The 17,318-nt window shown below is 66.9% G+C and carries 14 protein-coding genes; 8 read left to right on the forward strand and 6 right to left on the reverse strand.

From position 1 onward, the window contains the following. Nucleotides 1-24: 24 nt before the first annotated feature. Both ACFW0H_RS25455 and ACFW0H_RS25460 read right to left on the reverse strand, forming a co-directional pair. Complete coding sequence (locus ACFW0H_RS25455; protein ID WP_422916631.1) at nt 25-459, reverse strand: DoxX family protein; 435 nt, start codon at nt 457-459, stop codon at nt 25-27. A 101-nt stretch (nt 460-560) separates the two neighbouring features. Then, entirely contained in the window at nt 561-1,982 is a 1,422-nt protein-coding gene (locus ACFW0H_RS25460) for an MltF family protein (protein WP_422916632.1), read from the reverse strand. A 235-nt stretch (nt 1,983-2,217) separates the two neighbouring features. Here ACFW0H_RS25460 and ACFW0H_RS25465 point away from each other — a divergent pair, with 235 nt between their 5' ends. The 3 genes from ACFW0H_RS25465 (at nt 2,218) to ACFW0H_RS25475 (ending at nt 5,058) form a co-directional block, all read left to right on the forward strand. Beyond that, a complete protein-coding gene (locus tag ACFW0H_RS25465; protein WP_422916633.1) occupies nt 2,218-3,024 on the forward strand; it encodes a TatD family hydrolase in 807 nt (268 codons plus the stop codon). Between the two features lie 104 nt (nt 3,025-3,128). Further along, nucleotides 3,129-4,610: a methyl-accepting chemotaxis protein gene (locus ACFW0H_RS25470; RefSeq protein WP_422916634.1), complete on the forward strand. Its 1,482-nt coding sequence runs from the start codon at nt 3,129-3,131 to the stop codon at nt 4,608-4,610. An 88-nt stretch (nt 4,611-4,698) separates the two neighbouring features. Next, nucleotides 4,699-5,058: an Mpo1-like protein gene (locus tag ACFW0H_RS25475; protein WP_422916635.1), complete on the forward strand. Its 360-nt coding sequence runs from the start codon at nt 4,699-4,701 to the stop codon at nt 5,056-5,058. Between the two features lie 28 nt (nt 5,059-5,086). Here ACFW0H_RS25475 and qhpG read toward each other — a convergent pair whose 3' ends face one another. The 4 genes from qhpG to ACFW0H_RS25495 form a co-directional block, all read right to left on the reverse strand. Beyond that, a complete protein-coding gene (qhpG, locus tag ACFW0H_RS25480; protein ID WP_422916636.1) occupies nt 5,087-6,376 on the reverse strand; it encodes a flavin-dependent monooxygenase QhpG in 1,290 nt (429 codons plus the stop codon). Continuing rightward, nucleotides 6,369-7,043, reverse strand: a complete 675-nt coding sequence (gene qhpE, locus ACFW0H_RS25485) for a subtilisin-like serine protease QhpE (RefSeq protein WP_422916637.1) — start codon at nt 7,041-7,043, stop codon at nt 6,369-6,371. Before qhpE ends, qhpG begins: the two co-directional genes overlap by 8 nt. After that, nucleotides 7,033-8,766, reverse strand: coding sequence for an ABC transporter ATP-binding protein (locus ACFW0H_RS25490; protein ID WP_422916638.1), 1,734 nt, complete (start codon nt 8,764-8,766; stop codon nt 7,033-7,035). The genes qhpE and ACFW0H_RS25490 overlap by 11 nt, the downstream gene beginning before the upstream one ends. A gap of 153 nt (nt 8,767-8,919) precedes the next feature. After that, on the reverse strand, nt 8,920-10,827 hold the full coding sequence (locus tag ACFW0H_RS25495; protein ID WP_422916639.1) for a sigma-54-dependent Fis family transcriptional regulator: 1,908 nt from the start codon (nt 10,825-10,827) through the stop codon (nt 8,920-8,922). 220 nt (nt 10,828-11,047) lie between these two features. Between ACFW0H_RS25495 and ACFW0H_RS25500 the strand changes: the two genes are divergently transcribed. From ACFW0H_RS25500 to ACFW0H_RS25520, 5 genes are all read left to right on the forward strand, one after another. Then, entirely contained in the window at nt 11,048-11,446 is a 399-nt protein-coding gene (locus tag ACFW0H_RS25500) for a MerR family transcriptional regulator (protein WP_422916640.1), read from the forward strand. Between the two features lie 39 nt (nt 11,447-11,485). Further along, nucleotides 11,486-12,649: an isovaleryl-CoA dehydrogenase gene (locus ACFW0H_RS25505; RefSeq protein WP_422916641.1), complete on the forward strand. Its 1,164-nt coding sequence runs from the start codon at nt 11,486-11,488 to the stop codon at nt 12,647-12,649. Nucleotides 12,650-12,746: 97 nt separating this feature from the next. After that, entirely contained in the window at nt 12,747-14,354 is a 1,608-nt protein-coding gene (locus ACFW0H_RS25510; RefSeq protein WP_422916642.1) for a carboxyl transferase domain-containing protein, read from the forward strand. A gap of 92 nt (nt 14,355-14,446) precedes the next feature. Then, on the forward strand, nt 14,447-15,241 hold the full coding sequence (locus tag ACFW0H_RS25515; RefSeq protein WP_422916643.1) for a gamma-carboxygeranoyl-CoA hydratase: 795 nt from the start codon (nt 14,447-14,449) through the stop codon (nt 15,239-15,241). 2 nt (nt 15,242-15,243) lie between these two features. Further along, a complete protein-coding gene (locus tag ACFW0H_RS25520; RefSeq protein WP_422916644.1) occupies nt 15,244-17,187 on the forward strand; it encodes an acetyl/propionyl/methylcrotonyl-CoA carboxylase subunit alpha in 1,944 nt (647 codons plus the stop codon). The last annotated feature ends 131 nt before the right edge of the window (nt 17,188-17,318 follow it).

Here is a 17,318-nt window from a genome sequence, read left to right on the forward strand (position 1 = left end):
CGGGCCTTTCGATGGAGCGATGGATCAGCTGGCGATGTTGCGGTCCAGCGACAGCTTGCCGGCGCCTTCGATCAGCAGGGTGGCGCTAACCAGGGCAAGGGTCAGCGCGTATTCGAAGCCATTGGCCTGGATGAAGAAGCCGTTGGCCCAGTGCACGCTGAACATCGCCACCAGCATGGCGACGGCCAGTGACGCCGCGGCCGGACGTACCAGCAGGCCGATCACCAGGGCGAGGCCGCCGAAGAATTCGGCACCGCCAGCCATCAGGGCCATCAGGTAACCGGGAGCCAGGCCGATGCTTTCCATCCACTGACCGGTGCCCGCCAGGCCGTAGCCGCCAAACATGCCGAAAAGCTTCTGCGAACCGTGGGCCATGAAGGTCAGGCCGGCGATGATACGCAGAAGGGTGATGCCGTAGCCTGCATTGGTAGCGAGGATGGATTTGATCGGGTTGCTCATCGAGGTGTTCCTTGTGTTGGGGGAGTCGATGGGCAATAGCTTAGTGGAAAATATCGATATTAAAATCGCAAAATTCGCGAAGCAATGATCGAATTAATCGATCACATGGAGGCCTTGCCGGCCTTTTTCGCGGATTCCAGCAGATAACGCTCGCGCTCGTAGGCCAGTTGGTACTTGTTCACGCTGTTGACGTAGCTGACCACCCCCATGCCCGCCTGCTCGGCGGCGATGCGCTCCACCTGGAAGAACCATTGGTTGGGATTGAGGCCACGCCGACGGGCCTCCGCGCGCATGCCCTGGACCCGCTGGGGGCCGAGGTTGTACGCAGCGAGGACGAAGGCCATGCGTTCCCGCTCGGTAAGCTGGGCGCTGGAGAAATAGTTTCGCCGCAGCATCGCCAGGTACTTGGCCGATGCCTGCACGTTGTTGTCGAGATTCTGGATGTTGCCTACGCCGACGCTGCGCGCCGCACCGGGCGTTATCTGCATCAGCCCGGTGGCGCCGCTGGCCCCCTTGGCCGCGGGGTTGAGGCTGGACTCCTTGTAGGCGAGCGCCGCGAGGCTCAGCCAATCGAAGCGATGCTGCTCGGCGTAACGCTGCAACACCGGGCGTACCCGCTCCAGGCGCTGGCGTTCGCTGCGCGCCAGCGGATTGTGCACCTTGTAGAGGCGACGGTAGACGCGCAGGAAGGCGGCGTCCTGATCGTCCGGAGCGCGGAAATCGGCAAGGAAGCGATCGACACTGGCACGCAGCATGGGCGCGTCACGGCGCACGAACCAGGTCATGTCGCCCTGGCGATCCAGCACCAGGTGCCGATCCAGGCGCAGCTTGGGCATTACCTTGGCCCAGCGCTCGGCGATCGGCTGCTCCACAGCGGTCAACGGGAAAATCCCGGCCTGGACCATCTCCAGCACATCCTCCACCGCCAGGGACGGATCGACCCACTCGACGACGATGGGCGCCAGTTTGCGCATGGCCAGTTTCTCGTTGACCTTGCGCAGCGCATCGAAGGCGGCGCTGCCCGCAGGCAAGGCGATGCTGCGGCCGGACAGCTGTTCGAGACGCTGGTAGCGCCGCTGCCCGTGACGACTGACCAGCAGCAGCGGCACGTCCTTGCGCAGCGGTGCGCTGGCACTGACGTTGCTGCCGACACCCTGGGTGAGCAGTTCGCCCGGCGCCACCAGGTCGCCTTCGCCGCGCTGCAGCGCGCCCAGTAACTGGTCCTTGGCCCTGGGGATGATCTTCAGCTTGATGTCGCGCCCGTCGCGGGCGTTGCGGTTGAGGTACTGCTCGAAGGCGCGGATGCGATGGTATTCGACACCGACGGATTCGCCCTTGATCTCCCCGGAACTGTTGCGGCTCTGGTTCACCAGCACCTTGAGCACACCGCTGCGACGGATCTGCGCCAGGTCGCGCGCTTCGGCCGGCTGCTGCCAGACTTCCGGCGGGCCCGCCAGCCGCGCGCTGGCCGGGTACGGCAGCAACGCCAGCAGGCAAAGCAGGAAGAGCAGCGGTCGCGTCATCGGTTCTCCAGGGACTGGGCGTGGCGTCAGCGCGCGCCTGAACGTGTAGAACTGCTGCGCCGCATATCCTTGTCTGGCGAGCGAAGGGCGCGGAGAGTGTCACAGCTGCGCATCCGATGCCAGTCAAAGCGTGGCATTGACTTCAACATGTTCCGCCAAGTTCCTGTAAATTCTGGTTTTTTTGAATTATTTCGAGCTTTGTTATGCTGCCCTGCCCCCAACCCGAGGTAGCACCATGCAACTCATCGATATCGGCGTCAATCTGACCCACCCCAGCCTCGCCAGCGACGCCCGCGGCCTGCTGGAGCGCGCCCAGGCCGCCGGCGTGTGCCAATTGGTGCTGACCGGGACCAACCTGGAAGACAGCGAGAAGGCCCTGCTGGCGGCCGAGCAACTGGACGAAAGTGGGCTGCAACTGTTCAGCACCGCCGGCGTCCACCCGCACGAAGCGAGCAACTGGAACAGCGACAGCCAGCGCCAGCTGCGCGACCTGCTGGGTGAGGCGCGGGTACGTGCCGTTGGCGAATGCGGCCTGGACTTCAATCGCGATTTTTCGCCGCGCCCGCTGCAAGAAAAGGCCCTGGAAGAACAACTGGCCCTGGCGGCCGAGCTGGGCAAGCCGATGTTCCTCCACGAGCGCGACGCCGACGAACGCCTGCTGGCCATAGTGCGGGAGTTCCGCGACCGGTTGCCCGCCGTCGTGGCGCACTGCTTCACCGGGGAAAAGCGCGCCCTCTATGGCTACCTGGACCTCGACCTGCACATCGGCATCACCGGCTGGATCTGCGATGAGCGCCGTGGCACCCACCTGCACGCACTGGTGCGCGACATCCCCCAGGGCCGCCTGATGCTGGAAAGCGACGCGCCCTACCTGCTGCCACGCAGTCTGCGTCCCAAGCCCAAGCACGGCCGCAACGAGCCGGCCTTTCTCACCGAAGTGCTGAGAGAAGTGGCCCTGCATCGCGGCGAAAGCCAGGAAGAACTCGCCCGTCATACCACCGCCTGCGCCCGCGCCTTCTTCGGTCTACCGGCCATAGGCTGAACCAGGGGATCCAGCGCCCTCTTGATTCGGATCAAATTCGGTAGGAAATTTCTGCCGGACAATAGTGGCACCTTGCCAATACCGATCGAGTGCAGAAGAAGAATATGGGTACCTGGATTCGCGATATCTCCCTGAAATACAAGTTCTGGGCTGTCAACGCGGTGGCCTTCTTCACCACCCTGCTGCTGGTCCTGCATGCGCTCTACCTGGAACAGCAGGGGCGCGCCGAGGCCGCACGCAGCGCCGCCACGGCCCAGGCGCAACTGCTCAGGGGCTGGCCCGCCGGCCAGGCCCTGCCCTCCTCGCCACGGCTCATTGCCTTCGGCAGCGGCAATGCGCCACAGCTGGCCGACGGCGAGGCCCTGGTCAAGGCCCATGGCTGGGTGGACCTGGAGCATGACCGCCTGTTCGGCCGCGATCCGCTGATCGGCGCCCAGGTGTTCGACCGCGCCGACGGCCAACGGGTCGCCGTGCTGGCCAGCAGTCCGAGCCTTGTTCAGTTGTTCGGTACCCGCGCCGTGGAGTACGCGATTTCCGTGTTCCTGCTGATGGTCGCCCTGCTGGCGGCTTCGCAATTGCTGATCCGCTTCCTGCTCAGCCACCTCAACACCCTCAAGGACGTGATGCTCCACGTCGAGCGCAGCGGCGACCTCTCCGCCCGCGTACCGTTGGACAGCCGCGACGAAGTGGGCCAGATGGCCAGCGCCTTCAACGCCATGCAGGCCGGCTACCAACGCGTGGTGGGCACCGTGGCCCAGGCCGTTGCCCGCCTCGACGAAGGCGCCGCACGGCTGGCCGGTAGCATGGGCGAGGTGCGCCAGGGCATGCTCGGCCAGCAGAGCGAGACCGACCAGGCGGCCACCGCCATCAACGAGATGTCCGCCACCGTCCACCATATCGCCCAGCACGCCGCGGACACCCGCGACCAGTCGCAGAACGCCGACCAACTGGCCGGCACCGGGCAACGGGTGGTGGAACGCGTCGAGCAGTCCATCGCCGGGCTTTCCTCCGGCGTGCAACAGACCGCCGAGATGATCCAGCGCCTGGCGGACGACAGCCAGAAGATCAGCGGTGTGGTCAACGTCATTCACGGCATCGCCGAACAGACCAACCTGCTGGCCCTGAACGCCGCCATCGAAGCCGCCCGCGCCGGTGAGATGGGCCGTGGCTTCGCTGTGGTGGCGGACGAGGTACGCAACCTGGCCAAACGGGTGCAGGACTCCACCGACGAAATCACCGGAATGATCACCGCCCTGCAGGCCGGCACTTGCGATGCCGTGGAGTTCATGCGGGAAAGTTCGATCAAGGCCGATGACTGCGTGCAGGCCGCCCATGAAGCCGGCGCGGCCCTGGCCGCCATCACCGGCGCCGTGGCGCAGATGCGCCAGAGCAATACTCAGATCGCGGTGGCCGCCGAGCAGCAGAGCCAGGTGGCCGAAGAAATGACCCGCGCCGTGGTAGGGATTCGCGATGTCACCGAACTGACCGTCAGCCAGACGGTGGAGTCCGCGGCCACCAGCAACGAGTTGGCCGGCCTCGCCAGCGAGCTGTCCCAGGCCATCCGGCAACTCAGGCTGCGCGCCTGAGGTCGACTATGGGTTCCATAGCGACATGCCATTCGCCGGCCCGCAAGGGCCGGACTAGACTGCCGGCATTCCCTCCGAGGAGCCGACCATGGCCAAACGACTTCCCAATATCCACGCCTGGCAGTGGCGGACCTATTCCGACAACCACCAGCACCCCGCCAACCTGATCCTGCACGTGATCGCCGTGCCGCTGTTCATCCTGGCGGCGCTCACCCTGGTCTACGGACTGTTCAGCCTGAGCTTCCGGCCGCTGGTGCTGGGGGTGATCGGCATAGTCGCCTCCCTGGCCCTGCAGGGCCGGGGGCACAAGCTCGAAGCGTTGCCGCCGGTCCCCTTCAGTGACCGCAAGGACGCAATTGGCCGGCTGCTGGTGGAACAATTCATCACCTTCCCGCGCTTCCTGCTCAGCGGTCAGTGGTGGCGCAACTGGCGGAAGAAGAAACACTGACGGCGACACTTGCGGCCCCTGGCTGGCGTCAGGGCCTGAACCCCTGCGCCAGCAACCAGCCCTGGACCATCCGCCGCTGGCCTTCCGGCAATGCCCCCAGGGCACGCTCCAGTTCACCCCGCCTCAAGGCCGAGACGATGGGCGCGAGTTCGATGCCCTGCAGGTGCCAGATGCCTAGGGGTTGGTCGGCCGTCACCACCACTTCGGCTTCCTCGATCAGGTCGCCATGGATCACCGGGGCGCGCTCCACCCTCACCTGGCTGAAATCCGCCGCGGCGTGCATCGGTGCGGCGTCGGGCCAGGTGCGGCGGTCGCGCCAGAAGGGTTGCTCGGGCCAGCGTTGCTCCAGGGCGTAGAAGTCGCGGCCGGTGCGGGCGAAGCGCAGGAACAGGTGTTCCACCCGGCGTTGGTGGAAGCGGCCGGCCAATTCCGCCTGCTCCGGGCGTTGCAGCATTGTGTTGATCACGGCCGGCGCCTGCAGGGCCGAGGACAGGGACTGGAAAATGCCGTTGCCGGACAGAGGGTCCACTGCCATGGCGGCGTCCCCTACCCGCAACCAGTCGGGGCCGCTGGCTTCATGGAAGAGGATGGCGGTGCTGCTGCGGGCGTGCAGGCTGGCGGGGTGCAACGCCGCCTCGCCGAACAGCTCGCGGACCTGGGCGGATTGGCTGCGGCGCTGGGCGCAGTAGTCGGGGAGTTGGTCCTTGGGCGGCAGGTCGCGGGCGTCCTGGGTGATCTGCCAGTAGCAGCGGCCATCCTCCAGCCGCGCCATCCAGGCCCAGCCATCGGCCAGGCTTTCCACCGCCGAGCCAGGGCGACCCGGCGCTTCCTGCCATTGGTTGAGCAGGCTCAAGGTTTCCGGCCCGCGTAGGCGGCCACCGGCCAGGGGCGCCTGGCGGCCACGGGCTTCGACGAGGAAGTCGGCACGCAGCGGCTCACCCGGTTCGATCTGGACCCGATGGCCGTCAGCGACGCTTTCCACTTTCAGCACGCGGGCCTCCAGCACGTCGATACCAGCGGCGCGCAAGTCTTCGCGGATGGCGGCGTCGAAGGTCGGGCGGTCCAGCAGGCATTCCTGGTTGATGGACTGGCCGTCGCCATTCCATAGCACGCGCCGGGGCGAAGGCGCGGCGGCACAGGCCAGGGCGCGCTGCAGACCTGCTTGGCGGAGGCCGTCCAGCACCCGTTGGGAGACGCCTTCCACCGCCGTGAAGCGCCGCCACTCGCTGACCACGCGCACGCCATAGCCCAGGCGCTTCAGCCCCAGGGCCACCGCCGCGCCAGCCGGGCCGGCACCGAGAACGAGGACTTCAGGCATGGCCACGGCGCTCCGGTGCGACAAAGGCCGCCCCCTCCCGCAGCCAGCCCAGCACCGCCTCGCGGCCTGCGCCGGGATGTCCTTGCAGGTAGCTGGCGATGGTCCCGCTCAACGCCGCACACCCCACGCTGGAACCTGCCACGCCATTGGCGGCATTCACATGGGCGCCGAAATCGGCCTGGGGGCTGTTCAGCCACGACCACTGCCCCGGCGCGCAGCGGGCATCGCCGGTCACGCGGATCACCCCCGGATAGGCGGCCGGGTACACCGGCTCGCCCTGGGCCGGGCTGGAGGCGCAGAGCAGGATGCCGGAGGCCTGGGCCAGCACGCAGGCCTCGCGCAGCACCGGCCGGTCGTTGCGCAGGCCGAGGCTCATGTTGATCAGGGACACGTCCTGCTCGATCAGCCAGTGCAGGGCAGCGGCGATCTGCAGCGGGCTGGTCTGCCAGCGTTCGGCGAACACCTGGGCGACGCAGAGGCGCACGGGGCCGCACTGATGCGTCAGGGTGTCCAGCACCACGCTGCCATGGCCGAGGGCGTCGGGCTGTGCGGCGCCTTCATGCAGCTCCCCGCCTTCAAGCCAGAATCGCCGCGACTGGCTCACGCTGCCGGCCTGTTGCGGCGCAAAGCCACTGTCGATGATGCCAATGGCAAGTTCAGCGGTCATGGCTCACCTGCTCGGGCTCCAGGCCATGCAATTGGCCGTGCTCCAGACGGAAGGCGATATCGGCCTGGGCCAGGGTGGAGGGCCGGTGGCTGATGAGGATGCGCGTGCGCCCGGCGAAGAGCTGGTCGATGGCGGCAATCACCTCACGCTCGGTGGCTTCGTCCACCGCCGAAGTGGCCTCGTCCAGCACCAGGATCAGCGGGTCCTGCAGCAGCGCGCGAGCAATGGCGATGCGCTGCTTCTGCCCGCCGGAAAGCTGCTGGCCGCGCTCGCCCAGGGGGCTGTCCAGGCCCTGCGGCAAGGACTCGATCAGGCCGTCGAGACGGGCCAGGCGAGCCACCTGTTCCAGGGCTTCGCGCCCGGCGTCCGGGGCGCTATAGGCGAGATTCTCGGCCAGGGTGCCACGGAACAGGACGATGTCCTGGCTGACCACGGCAATGCGCCGGCGCAGGGCGAAGAGGTCCAGCTCGCGCAGGTCGGCGCCATTCAGCAGCACGCGGCCCTGGTCGGGGTCGTAGAAGCGTTGCAGCAGGTCGATCAGGGTCGACTTGCCGACGCCCGAAGCGCCGCTGATGGCCACCTTGAGGCCGGCCGGAATGCAGGCGTCCACCCCACGCAGTACGGCGCCGGCGCGCTGCTCGTGGGCGAAGTGCACGCCCTCCAGGCGCAGCTCTCCCCTGCCCTCGGGCATGGGTTTCGGCGCCTCGGGCTGACGCACCGGCACCGGTTCCTGTTGCAGCTCCATCACCCGGCCGAGGCTGACGGTCATCCGTTGCAGCGCGACATAGAGCCCCAGCAGGCTCTGCACCGGCCCCACGGCCATGCCGAGGTAGGTGGAGAAGGCGATCAGCGCGCCAAGCTGCCAGGTGCCCTGGATCACCCAGTAGCCGCCGATAAGAAAGGCTGCCGCACGCGATAGCGAAGTCAGGGTGCCGGGCACGGCCTGGGTGAAGAACTCGGTGACCTGCAACTTGAGCAACTGGCTCATGTACCCCTGCCCCAGCCCTTCCAGGCGGAGGGACTCGCGCTGTTGCGCTCCGGCGGCCTGGATGAACTTCATCGCCGGCAGGGTTTCGACGAGGAAGGACGAGACGTCCGCCGAGCGCTCGCGCAGGCTGCGCACTTCGCGCTCGACCTTGCGCCGCATCCAGCGCAGCCAGAGCACCTCGATGGGGATCAAGAGCGCCAGCAGTAGCGAGAGCTGCCAGGACAGCAGCAGCATCAGGGTCACCGCACCGATCAGGCCAATCACGCTGGACACGGCGGAGAACAGCGAGTCCACGGCGAAGCGCTGGATCTCCGCCACGTCGCCATCCAGCCGGGAGAGGATGTCGCCGATGCGCTTGCGCCCGTAAAACGCCGGCGAGAGTTGCTGCAGGTGACGGTAGAGGTCATCGCGCAGGGCGAAGAGGATGCGCCCGGAGAGCCGGGTGTGCAGGTAGCGGTTGATGCCGGACAGCACGGTGCCGAGGAGGCCTACCAGGATCATGGCCACGGCCACCTGCACCAGCCTGCCGAAGTCCCTGGCCAGCAGGCCGTCGTCGATCAGGGTCTTGGTCAGCCAGGGCTGGGCCAGCACCAACAAGGAGGCGCCGAGGGACAAGCCGAGCAACAGGCCGATGGCGCGCCAGTGCGGGCGGACGAAGCCGTAGAGCCAGGCCAGGGCACGGCGCAGCAGCTCGGGGTCGCTGGATTCCACCAGCTTGAGGAAGAGGCGGGTCATCAAATCACTGCCAGGAAAAACCGGAACACTGTAGGGGCGAATTCATTCGCCAAGCAGCCCGAAGGGCTGCCCGTGGACGTCTGGGGCAACTGCGTTGCCCTTGGCGAATGAATTCGCCCCTACAAGGAAATTTCGCCCCTTCAGGGAACAGGCTCATCCCCGCAACTGCTTCAGCTTGCGGTACAGGGTCGCGCGGCTGATGCCGAGGGAATCGGCGGCGGCCGAAACGTTGCCCTGGTGACGGTCGAGGGAGCTGCGGATCAGCTCCAGTTCGTTCTCGCGGATGCTGCCGGGCTGGCGGCAGCTGGCGGTCAGCTCGTCCAGCAGGCTGTCGGTGAGGTGATCCAGGCCGAGCACTTGCTCTCCCTCATCGCGCATCGCCAGGGCCGAACGCAGCACCATCTCCAGCTGGCGGATATTGCCGGGCCAGTCATAGCCGGAAAGCAGCTCGGCGAGGTCCTTGTCGAGGCTCACGTTGGTGGCGCCGAACTTGTGCAGCACGCTGCCGATCATGCCGGCCAGATCGTCGCGCTCGCGCAGGGCCGGCAGGCGCAGGCTGACGCCGTTGATGCGGTAGTAGAGGTCCTCGCGAAAGTGCTTGTCCTGCACCAGGCGCTTGAGGTCGCGGTGAGTGGCGCAAATCACCGCCACGTCTATGTCCTGCTCCTCCCCTGCCCCCAGGGGCGCCACCTTGCGCTCCTGCAGCACCCGCAGCAGCCGCGCCTGCAGGCTCAGCGGCATGTCGCCGATTTCGTCGAGGAACAGGGTGCCGCCGTGGGCCTGCATCAGCCGCCCCACCATGCCGCCCCGGCGCGAGCCGGTGAAGGCGCCTTCGCGGTAGCCGAAGAGCTCGGATTCGATCAGGCCCTCCGGGATGGCGGCACAGTTCACCGCCACGAAAGGCTTGTCGGCGCGCGGACTGGACTGGTGCAGGGCACGGGCCACCACTTCCTTGCCGGTGCCGGTCTCGCCCAGCAGCAGCACCGGCAGCTCGTTGGCCAGGCCCTGGCGCGCCATGCGCAGGGCACGGGCGAAGCGGCTGTCGCGGCCGGCCAGTTCCTCCAGCACCTGGGGCTTCTGGGTGGCGGTCGCCTTGGCCGTCGGTACGGCGCCCCCGAGGCTGGTATGGCGCGGCACCTGCAACGCACGGAAGAAGAACTCGCCCTTGGCCGTCTGCACGCTGCTCACCCCGCCCTGCAGCAGGCGGGCGATGAACTGCGGCGAGCGCTCGCCGATCAGGTCGCTGGAGCGCCGCCCCACCAGGGCTTCACGACGGATCTGCAACAGGTCGCAGGCGCGCTCGTTGGCGGCCAGCACCTCGCCGTCCAGGCTCAGCGCCAGCAGGCCATGCCAGGCGCTACCGAGGTATTGCGGCCGGCTGTGGAAGGCCAGCACCAGGTGATCCGGGTAGCAGAGGCCGAACATGCGGCTCTCGATATTGCCGGCGGCCAGCATCAGGGTGGCGAGGTTGTCCTGGGGCTGGGCCATGACACCCTGGCGGGTCAAGTCGAGCACACCCATCACCCGGCCCTGGGGATCGCGCAGCGGCACCGACGTGCAAGAAAAGGGGCTGAGGCGATCCAGGTAATGCTCGCCGCAATTGATCAAGGTCGGGCGGCCTTCGACCACCGCGGTGCCGATGGCGTTGGTGCCACGGATGGCTTCGCTCCAGCAGCTGCCGGGCTTGAGGTCACGCAGGCCGAAGTGCTTGAGGAACTCGGTCTGGCCTTCGATGGCCAGCACGTTGGCCTGGGCGTCGCCGAGGATGATCAGCCCACCCTTGCCTTGCTGGCTGACCAGGTATTCCAGTTCCGGGGTGGCGGCGTCGATCAGCAGGCGGTTGCTGTCCAGCAGCAGTTGCAGGTCATGGCCCTGCTCCAGGCCCAGCCGCTCGCCTTCCAGGCAATTCAGGCCGTGGCCCAGGCTGCGCCGCCATGAGGCATCGATCTCGTCCCGCAGCACGCCTTGGGGCAACTCGCCGTCGCTGACCAGCTTCAGGCGGGCCTGCCGCGATTCGTGCAAGGGATCGGTAGCGTTTTTTATTCGAATGTCTTGCGCCATCTCTCGCTCCAGCGTGCGCCCCGGCATGGGCCGGCGGACAAGTCGCACGCCCTGAATGTCTACACCCCCGGCCCGCGTCCGTAAAGAGCGGGCCAACCGCCGCGCAGTCAGCAAGTATCGCGCCATCCCGGCCGTCGCCTGGCGTTGCGGCGCGTAGTTGACAGTCAGGTTGGCACAGGTTTACGTTAACGTAAAGGTAAACACAGCGACGAGCCCAACCATGCCCACCACCTACAGCATTTCCGACCTGGCCCGCGAACTGGACGTCACCACCCGCGCCATCCGCTTCTATGAGGAGCAAGGCATGCTCAGCCCCGAGCGCCGTGGCCAGGAACGCATCTACAGCCCAAAGGACCTGGTGGCGCTGAAGCTCATCCTGCGTGGCAAGCGCATCGGTTTCTCCCTTGCCGAGTGCAAGGAACTGATTGACCTCTACGACCCCAGCAGCGGCAACCGCAAGCAGCTGCAGACCTTCATGGACAAGATCGCTGCGCGCCGTGCGCAGCTTGAACAGCAGTTGCTGGACATCCAGCAGATGCAACTGGAACTGGATACGGCCGAGGAACGCTGCCTGGCGGCGATGGCCGAAACCGAACGCAAACAGGGCGTCCGCGCCTGACCCACTCATCCTTCGACAATGACAAGCACAGGTGTAACGATGAGCTATCCCACCCTCAATTTCGGTCTCGGCGAGACCATCGACATGCTGCGCGACTCCGTCTATCAGTTCGCTCAAGCCGAGCTGGCCCCGCGCGCCGCGCAGATCGACCGCGATAACGAGTTCCCCATGGACATGTGGCGCAAGTTCGGCGACATGGGCCTGCTGGGCATGACCGTGGAAGAAGAGTACGGCGGCACCAACATGGGCTACCTGGCTCACGTGGTGGCGATGGAAGAGATCAGCCGCGCATCCGCCTCGGTCGGCCTGTCCTACGGCGCCCACTCCAACCTGTGCCTCAACCAGATCCGCAAGAACGGCACCCACGAGCAGAAGCAGAAGTACCTGCCCAAGCTGTGCTCCGGCGAACACGTCGGCGCGCTGGCCATGAGCGAGCCCAACGCCGGCTCGGACGTGGTGTCGATGAAGCTGCGCGCCGACAAGAAAGGCGACCGCTACGTGCTCAACGGCAACAAGATGTGGATCACCAACGGCCCCGACGCCAACACCTACGTGATCTACGCCAAGACCGACGTCCACGCCGGTTCGCGCGGCATGACCGCCTTCATCGTCGAGCGCGACTTCAAGGGCTTCTCCCGCCACCAGAAGCTGGACAAGCTGGGCATGCGCGGCTCCAACACCTGCGAACTGGTGTTCGAAGACGTCGAGGTGCCGGAGGAAAACATCCTCGGTGCCGAAGGCCGTGGCGTGGCTGTGCTGATGAGCGGCCTGGACTACGAACGTACCGTGCTCTCCGGCGGCCCGACCGGGATCATGAGCGCCTGCATGGACGTGGTGCTGCCCTACGTGCACGAGCGCCAGCAGTTCAAGCAGTCGATCGGCGAGTTCCAGCTGGTGCAGGGCAAGCTGGCCGACATGTACGCCGGCATGAACGCTTCCAAGTCCTACCTGTACACCGTGGCCAAGGCCTGCGACCGCGGCGAGGAATCGCGCAAGGACGCCGCCGCGGTGATCCTCTACACCGCCGAGATGGCCACCAAGTTGGCCCTGGACACCATCCAGCTGCTCGGCGGCAATGGCTATACCAACGAGTACCCGGCCGGCCGCCTGCTGCGCGACGCCAAGCTCTACGAGATCGGCGCCGGCACCAGCGAAATCCGCCGCATGCTGATCGGCCGCGAGCTGTTCAACGAAACCAAGTAAGCGACAAGCCACAAGCTTCAAGCTGCAAGCAGAAGCCCCAGGTGCTCATTCTTGCAGCTTGCGGCTTGAAGCTTGCAGCCCCTACGGAGTAGGTCTCATGGCCATCCTGCACACCCAGATCAACACCCGCTCCCCCGAGTTCGCCCGCAACAGCGCAGCGATGCTCGAACAGGTCGGCGCCCTGCATACGCTGCTCGGCCGCATCCACGAAGGCGGCGGCGCCAAGGCCCAGGAACGCCACACCTCGCGCGGCAAGCTGCTGCCCCGCGAGCGCATCAACCGCCTGCTGGACCCGGGCTCGCCCTTCCTCGAAATCGGCCAGTTGGCCGCCCATGAGGTCTATGGCGAAGACGTGCCCGCCGCCGGCGTGGTGGCCGGCATCGGCCGCGTGGAAGGCGTGGAATGCATGATCGTGGCCAACGACGCCACGGTGAAAGGCGGCTCCTACTATCCGCTGACCGTGAAGAAGCACCTGCGTGCCCAGACCATCGCCCGAGAGAACCGCCTGCCCTGCATCTACCTGGTGGACTCCGGCGGCGCCAACCTGCCGCGCCAGGAAGATGTGTTCCCCGACCGTGAGCACTTCGGCCGGATCTTCTTCAACCAGGCCAACATGAGCGCCATGGGCATCCCGCAGATAGCCGTGGTCATGGGCTCCTGCACCGCCGGCGGCGCTTACGTACCGGCGATGTCCGACGAAACCATCATGGTGCGCAACCAGGCCACCATCTTCCTCGCCGGCCCGCCGCTGGTGAAGGCCGCCACCGGTGAGGTGGTGACCGCCGAAGAGCTGGGTGGTGCCGATGTACATTGCAAGACCTCGGGCGTGGCCGACCACTACGCCGAGAACGACGAGCACGCCCTGGCGCTGGCCCGCCGCAGCATCGCCAACCTCAACTGGCGCAAGGCCGGCGAGCTGAACCTGCGCACCCCGCTCGCCCCGCGCTACGCCGCAGACGAGCTGTACGGCGTGATCCCGGCGGATGCCAAGCAGCCGTTCGACGTGCGCGAAGTCATCGCCCGCCTGGTGGACGACTCCGAGTTCGACGAGTTCAAGGCGCTGTTCGGCACCACCCTCGTGTGCGGCTTCGCCTTTCTTCACGGCTACCCCATCGCCATCCTCGCCAACAACGGCATCCTCTTCGCCGAGGCCGCGCAGAAAGGCGCGCACTTCATCGAACTGGCCTGCCAACGCGGCATTCCGCTGCTGTTCCTGCAGAACATCACCGGCTTCATGGTCGGCAAGAAGTACGAGGAAGGCGGCATCGCCAAGCACGGCGCCAAGCTGGTGACCGCGGTGGCCTGCGCCAAGGTGCCGAAGTTCACCGTGATCATCGGCGGCAGCTTCGGTGCCGGTAACTACGGCATGTGCGGCCGCGCCTACGACCCGCGCTTCCTGTGGATGTGGCCCAACGCGCGCATCGGCGTGATGGGTGCCGAGCAGGCCGCCGGCGTGCTCACCCAGGTCAAGCGCGAACAGAGCGAACGCGCCGGCCACAGTCTGAGCGCCGAGGAAGAGGCGCGCATCAAACAGCCGATCCTCGAGCAGTACGAGCGCCAGGCGCATTCCTACTACTCCAGCGCGCGGCTGTGGGACGACGGCGTCATCGACCCGGCGCAGACCCGCGACGTGCTGGGCCTGGCCCTGTCCGCCAGCCTCAACGCCCCGATCGAGCGGACCAGCTTCGGCGTGTTCCGCATGTGAATGAACAGCCGCAAGCTACAAGCCGCAAGCTTCAAGTGGCAGCGGCCCTGGACTTGCAGCTTGCAGCTTGAAACTTGCAGCTAGGAAATCCCATGACCGACTTCACCACCCTGCAACTGGACATCGCCGCCAACGGCGTCGCCACCCTCTGGCTGAACCGTCCGGAAAAGAACAACGCTTTCAACGCCGGGATGATCCGCGAGCTCATCCTCGCCCTGGACACCGTCGAGGCTGCCACCAATGCCCGGTTCCTGGTCCTGCGCGGCCGTGGCCGGCACTTCTCCGCCGGCGCGGACCTGGCCTGGATGCAGGAATCCGCCCAGCTCGATTACAACGCCAACCTCGACGACTCCCGCGAGCTGGCCGAGCTGATGTACAACCTTTACCAGCTCAAGGTGCCGACCCTCGCGGTCGTCCAGGGGGCAGCCTTCGGCGGCGCACTGGGCCTGATCAGCTGCTGCGACATGGCCATCGGCGCCGTGGACGCGCAGTTCTCGCTGTCCGAAGTGCGCATCGGCCTGCTTCCGGCCGTCATCAGCCCCTTCGTGGTCCAGGCCCTCGGCGAACGCGCCGCACGCCGCTACGCCCTGACCGCCGAGCGCTTCAGCGGTGAGCGCGCCCGCGAACTGGGCCTGCTCGCCGAGTGCTACCCGGCCGAGGAACTGGATCAGGCCGTGGAGAGCTGGACCGCCAACCTGCTGCAGAACAGCCCGCAGGCCATGAATTCCACCAAGGACCTGCTGCGCGAAGTCGGCAGCGGCGTTCTCTCCCCCAACCTGCGCCGCTACACCGAAAACGCCATCGCCCGTATCCGCGTGAGCCCCGAAGGTCAGGAGGGCCTGCGTGCCTTCCTGGAAAAACGCAAACCGTCCTGGCAGGAGCAATAACAATGATCACCACCCTGCTGATCGCCAACCGCGGCGAAATCGCCTGCCGCGTGATGCGCACCGCCAAGGCGCTGGGCATCCGTACCGTCGCCGTGCACAGCGCCATCGACCGCAATGCCCGCCATGTGCGCGAAGCCGACATCGCCGTTGACCTCGGCGGCGCCAAGCCGGCGGAAAGCTACCTGCTGGTGGACAAGCTGATCGCCGCCGCCAAGGCCAGCGGCGCCCAGGCCATCCACCCCGGCTATGGCTTCCTGTCGGAAAACGCCGGCTTCGCCCGTGCCATCGCTGACGCCGGACTGATCTTCCTCGGCCCGCCGGCCACCGCCATCGACGCCATGGGCAGCAAGTCCGCCGCCAAGGCGCTGATGGAAGCGGCCGGCGTGCCCCTGGTGCCCGGCTACCACGGCGAGGCCCAGGACCTGGAAACCTTCCGCGACGCCGCCGAACGCATCGGCTATCCGGTCCTGCTGAAAGCCGCCGCCGGTGGTGGCGGCAAGGGCATGAAGGTGGTGGAGCGCGAAGCCGAACTGGCCGAAGCCCTGGCCTCCGCCCAGCGTGAAGCCCAGTCCGCCTTTGGCGACTCGCGCATGCTGGTGGAAAAATACGTCCTCAAGCCGCGCCACGTGGAAATCCAGGTATTCGCCGACAGCCACGGCAACTGCCTGTACCTCAACGAGCGCGACTGCTCCATCCAGCGTCGCCACCAGAAAGTGGTGGAAGAAGCGCCCGCTCCCGGCCTCTCGCCGGAGCTGCGCCGCGCCATGGGCGAGGCTGCCGTACGCGCCGCCCAGGCCATTGGCTACGTGGGCGCCGGCACCGTGGAATTCCTGCTGGACGAGCGCGGTGACTTCTTCTTCATGGAGATGAACACCCGCCTGCAGGTGGAGCACCCGGTTACCGAAGCCATCACCGGCCTCGACCTGGTGGCCTGGCAGATCCGCGTCGCCCGTGGCGAAGCCCTGCCCATCAGCCAGGAGCAGGTGCCGCTGATCGGCCACGCCATCGAAGTGCGCCTCTATGCCGAAGACCCGGAACAGGACTTCCTGCCCGCCAGCGGCCGTCTCGCCCTCTACCGCGAAGCCTCGGCAGGTCCCGGCCGCCGCGTGGACAGCGGTGTAGCCGAAGGCGACGAGGTGTCTCCCTTCTACGACCCGATGCTGGCCAAACTGATCGCCTGGGGTGAAACCCGCGAGGAAGCCCGTCAGCGCCTGCTGGCCATGCTCGACGAAACCGCCGTGGGCGGCTTCAAGACCAACCTGGCGTTCCTCCGTCGCGTGCTGGCCCACCCGGCCTTTGCCGACGCCGAACTGGACACCGGTTTCATCGCCCGCCACCAGGAACAGCTGCTGCCCGCCCCGACCGCCCTGCCCCAGGCCTTCTGGCAGGTGGCCGGCGAGGCCTTCCGCCAGAGCGAAGCCGAGCGCGTGCGCGGCGACGACCCGCACTCGCTCTGGAACCACAACAGCGGCTGGCGCGCCGGTCTGCCCAGCGAGACCGATCTGCACTTGGTCTGCGGCGACGAACGCCAGGTAGTACGCCTGCGCGGCGTCGCCGCCAGCCCCATCCGCCTGCTGGGCGAGCGCATCACCCTGGAACAGGACGGCCTGCGCCGCCAGCACCTGGCGATCCGCCGGGGCGAAACCCTGTATCTCGAATGGAACGGTGAGCTGCGCAGCGTCGGCCGCGTCGACCCGATCGAAGAAGTCGAAGCCAGCCACGCCCACCACGGCGGGCTGACGGCGCCGATGAACGGCAGTATCGTGCGTGTCCTGGTGGAGGCCGGGCAGAAGGTCGAAGCCGGCACCGCGCTGGTGGTGCTGGAAGCCATGAAGATGGAACACAGCATCCGCGCGCCCCACGACGGCGTGGTCAAGGCGCTGTATTGCAGCGAAGGCGAGCTGGTCAACGAAGGCACCGCCCTCGTCGAGCTGGAAGAGGCCTGAAGTGCTGGCACCATCGTAGCGTGGACATCGCTTTTCATGTCCACCATGGATGTCCGCATCGGGCGCCATGGTGGATGTATAAAGCGACATCCACCCTACGCGACGTGGTGACACCGTAGGATGGGTGGAGC

The organism is Metapseudomonas cellulosilytica (genome assembly GCF_049334135.1).
Lineage (GTDB): Bacteria > Pseudomonadota > Gammaproteobacteria > Pseudomonadales > Pseudomonadaceae > Metapseudomonas.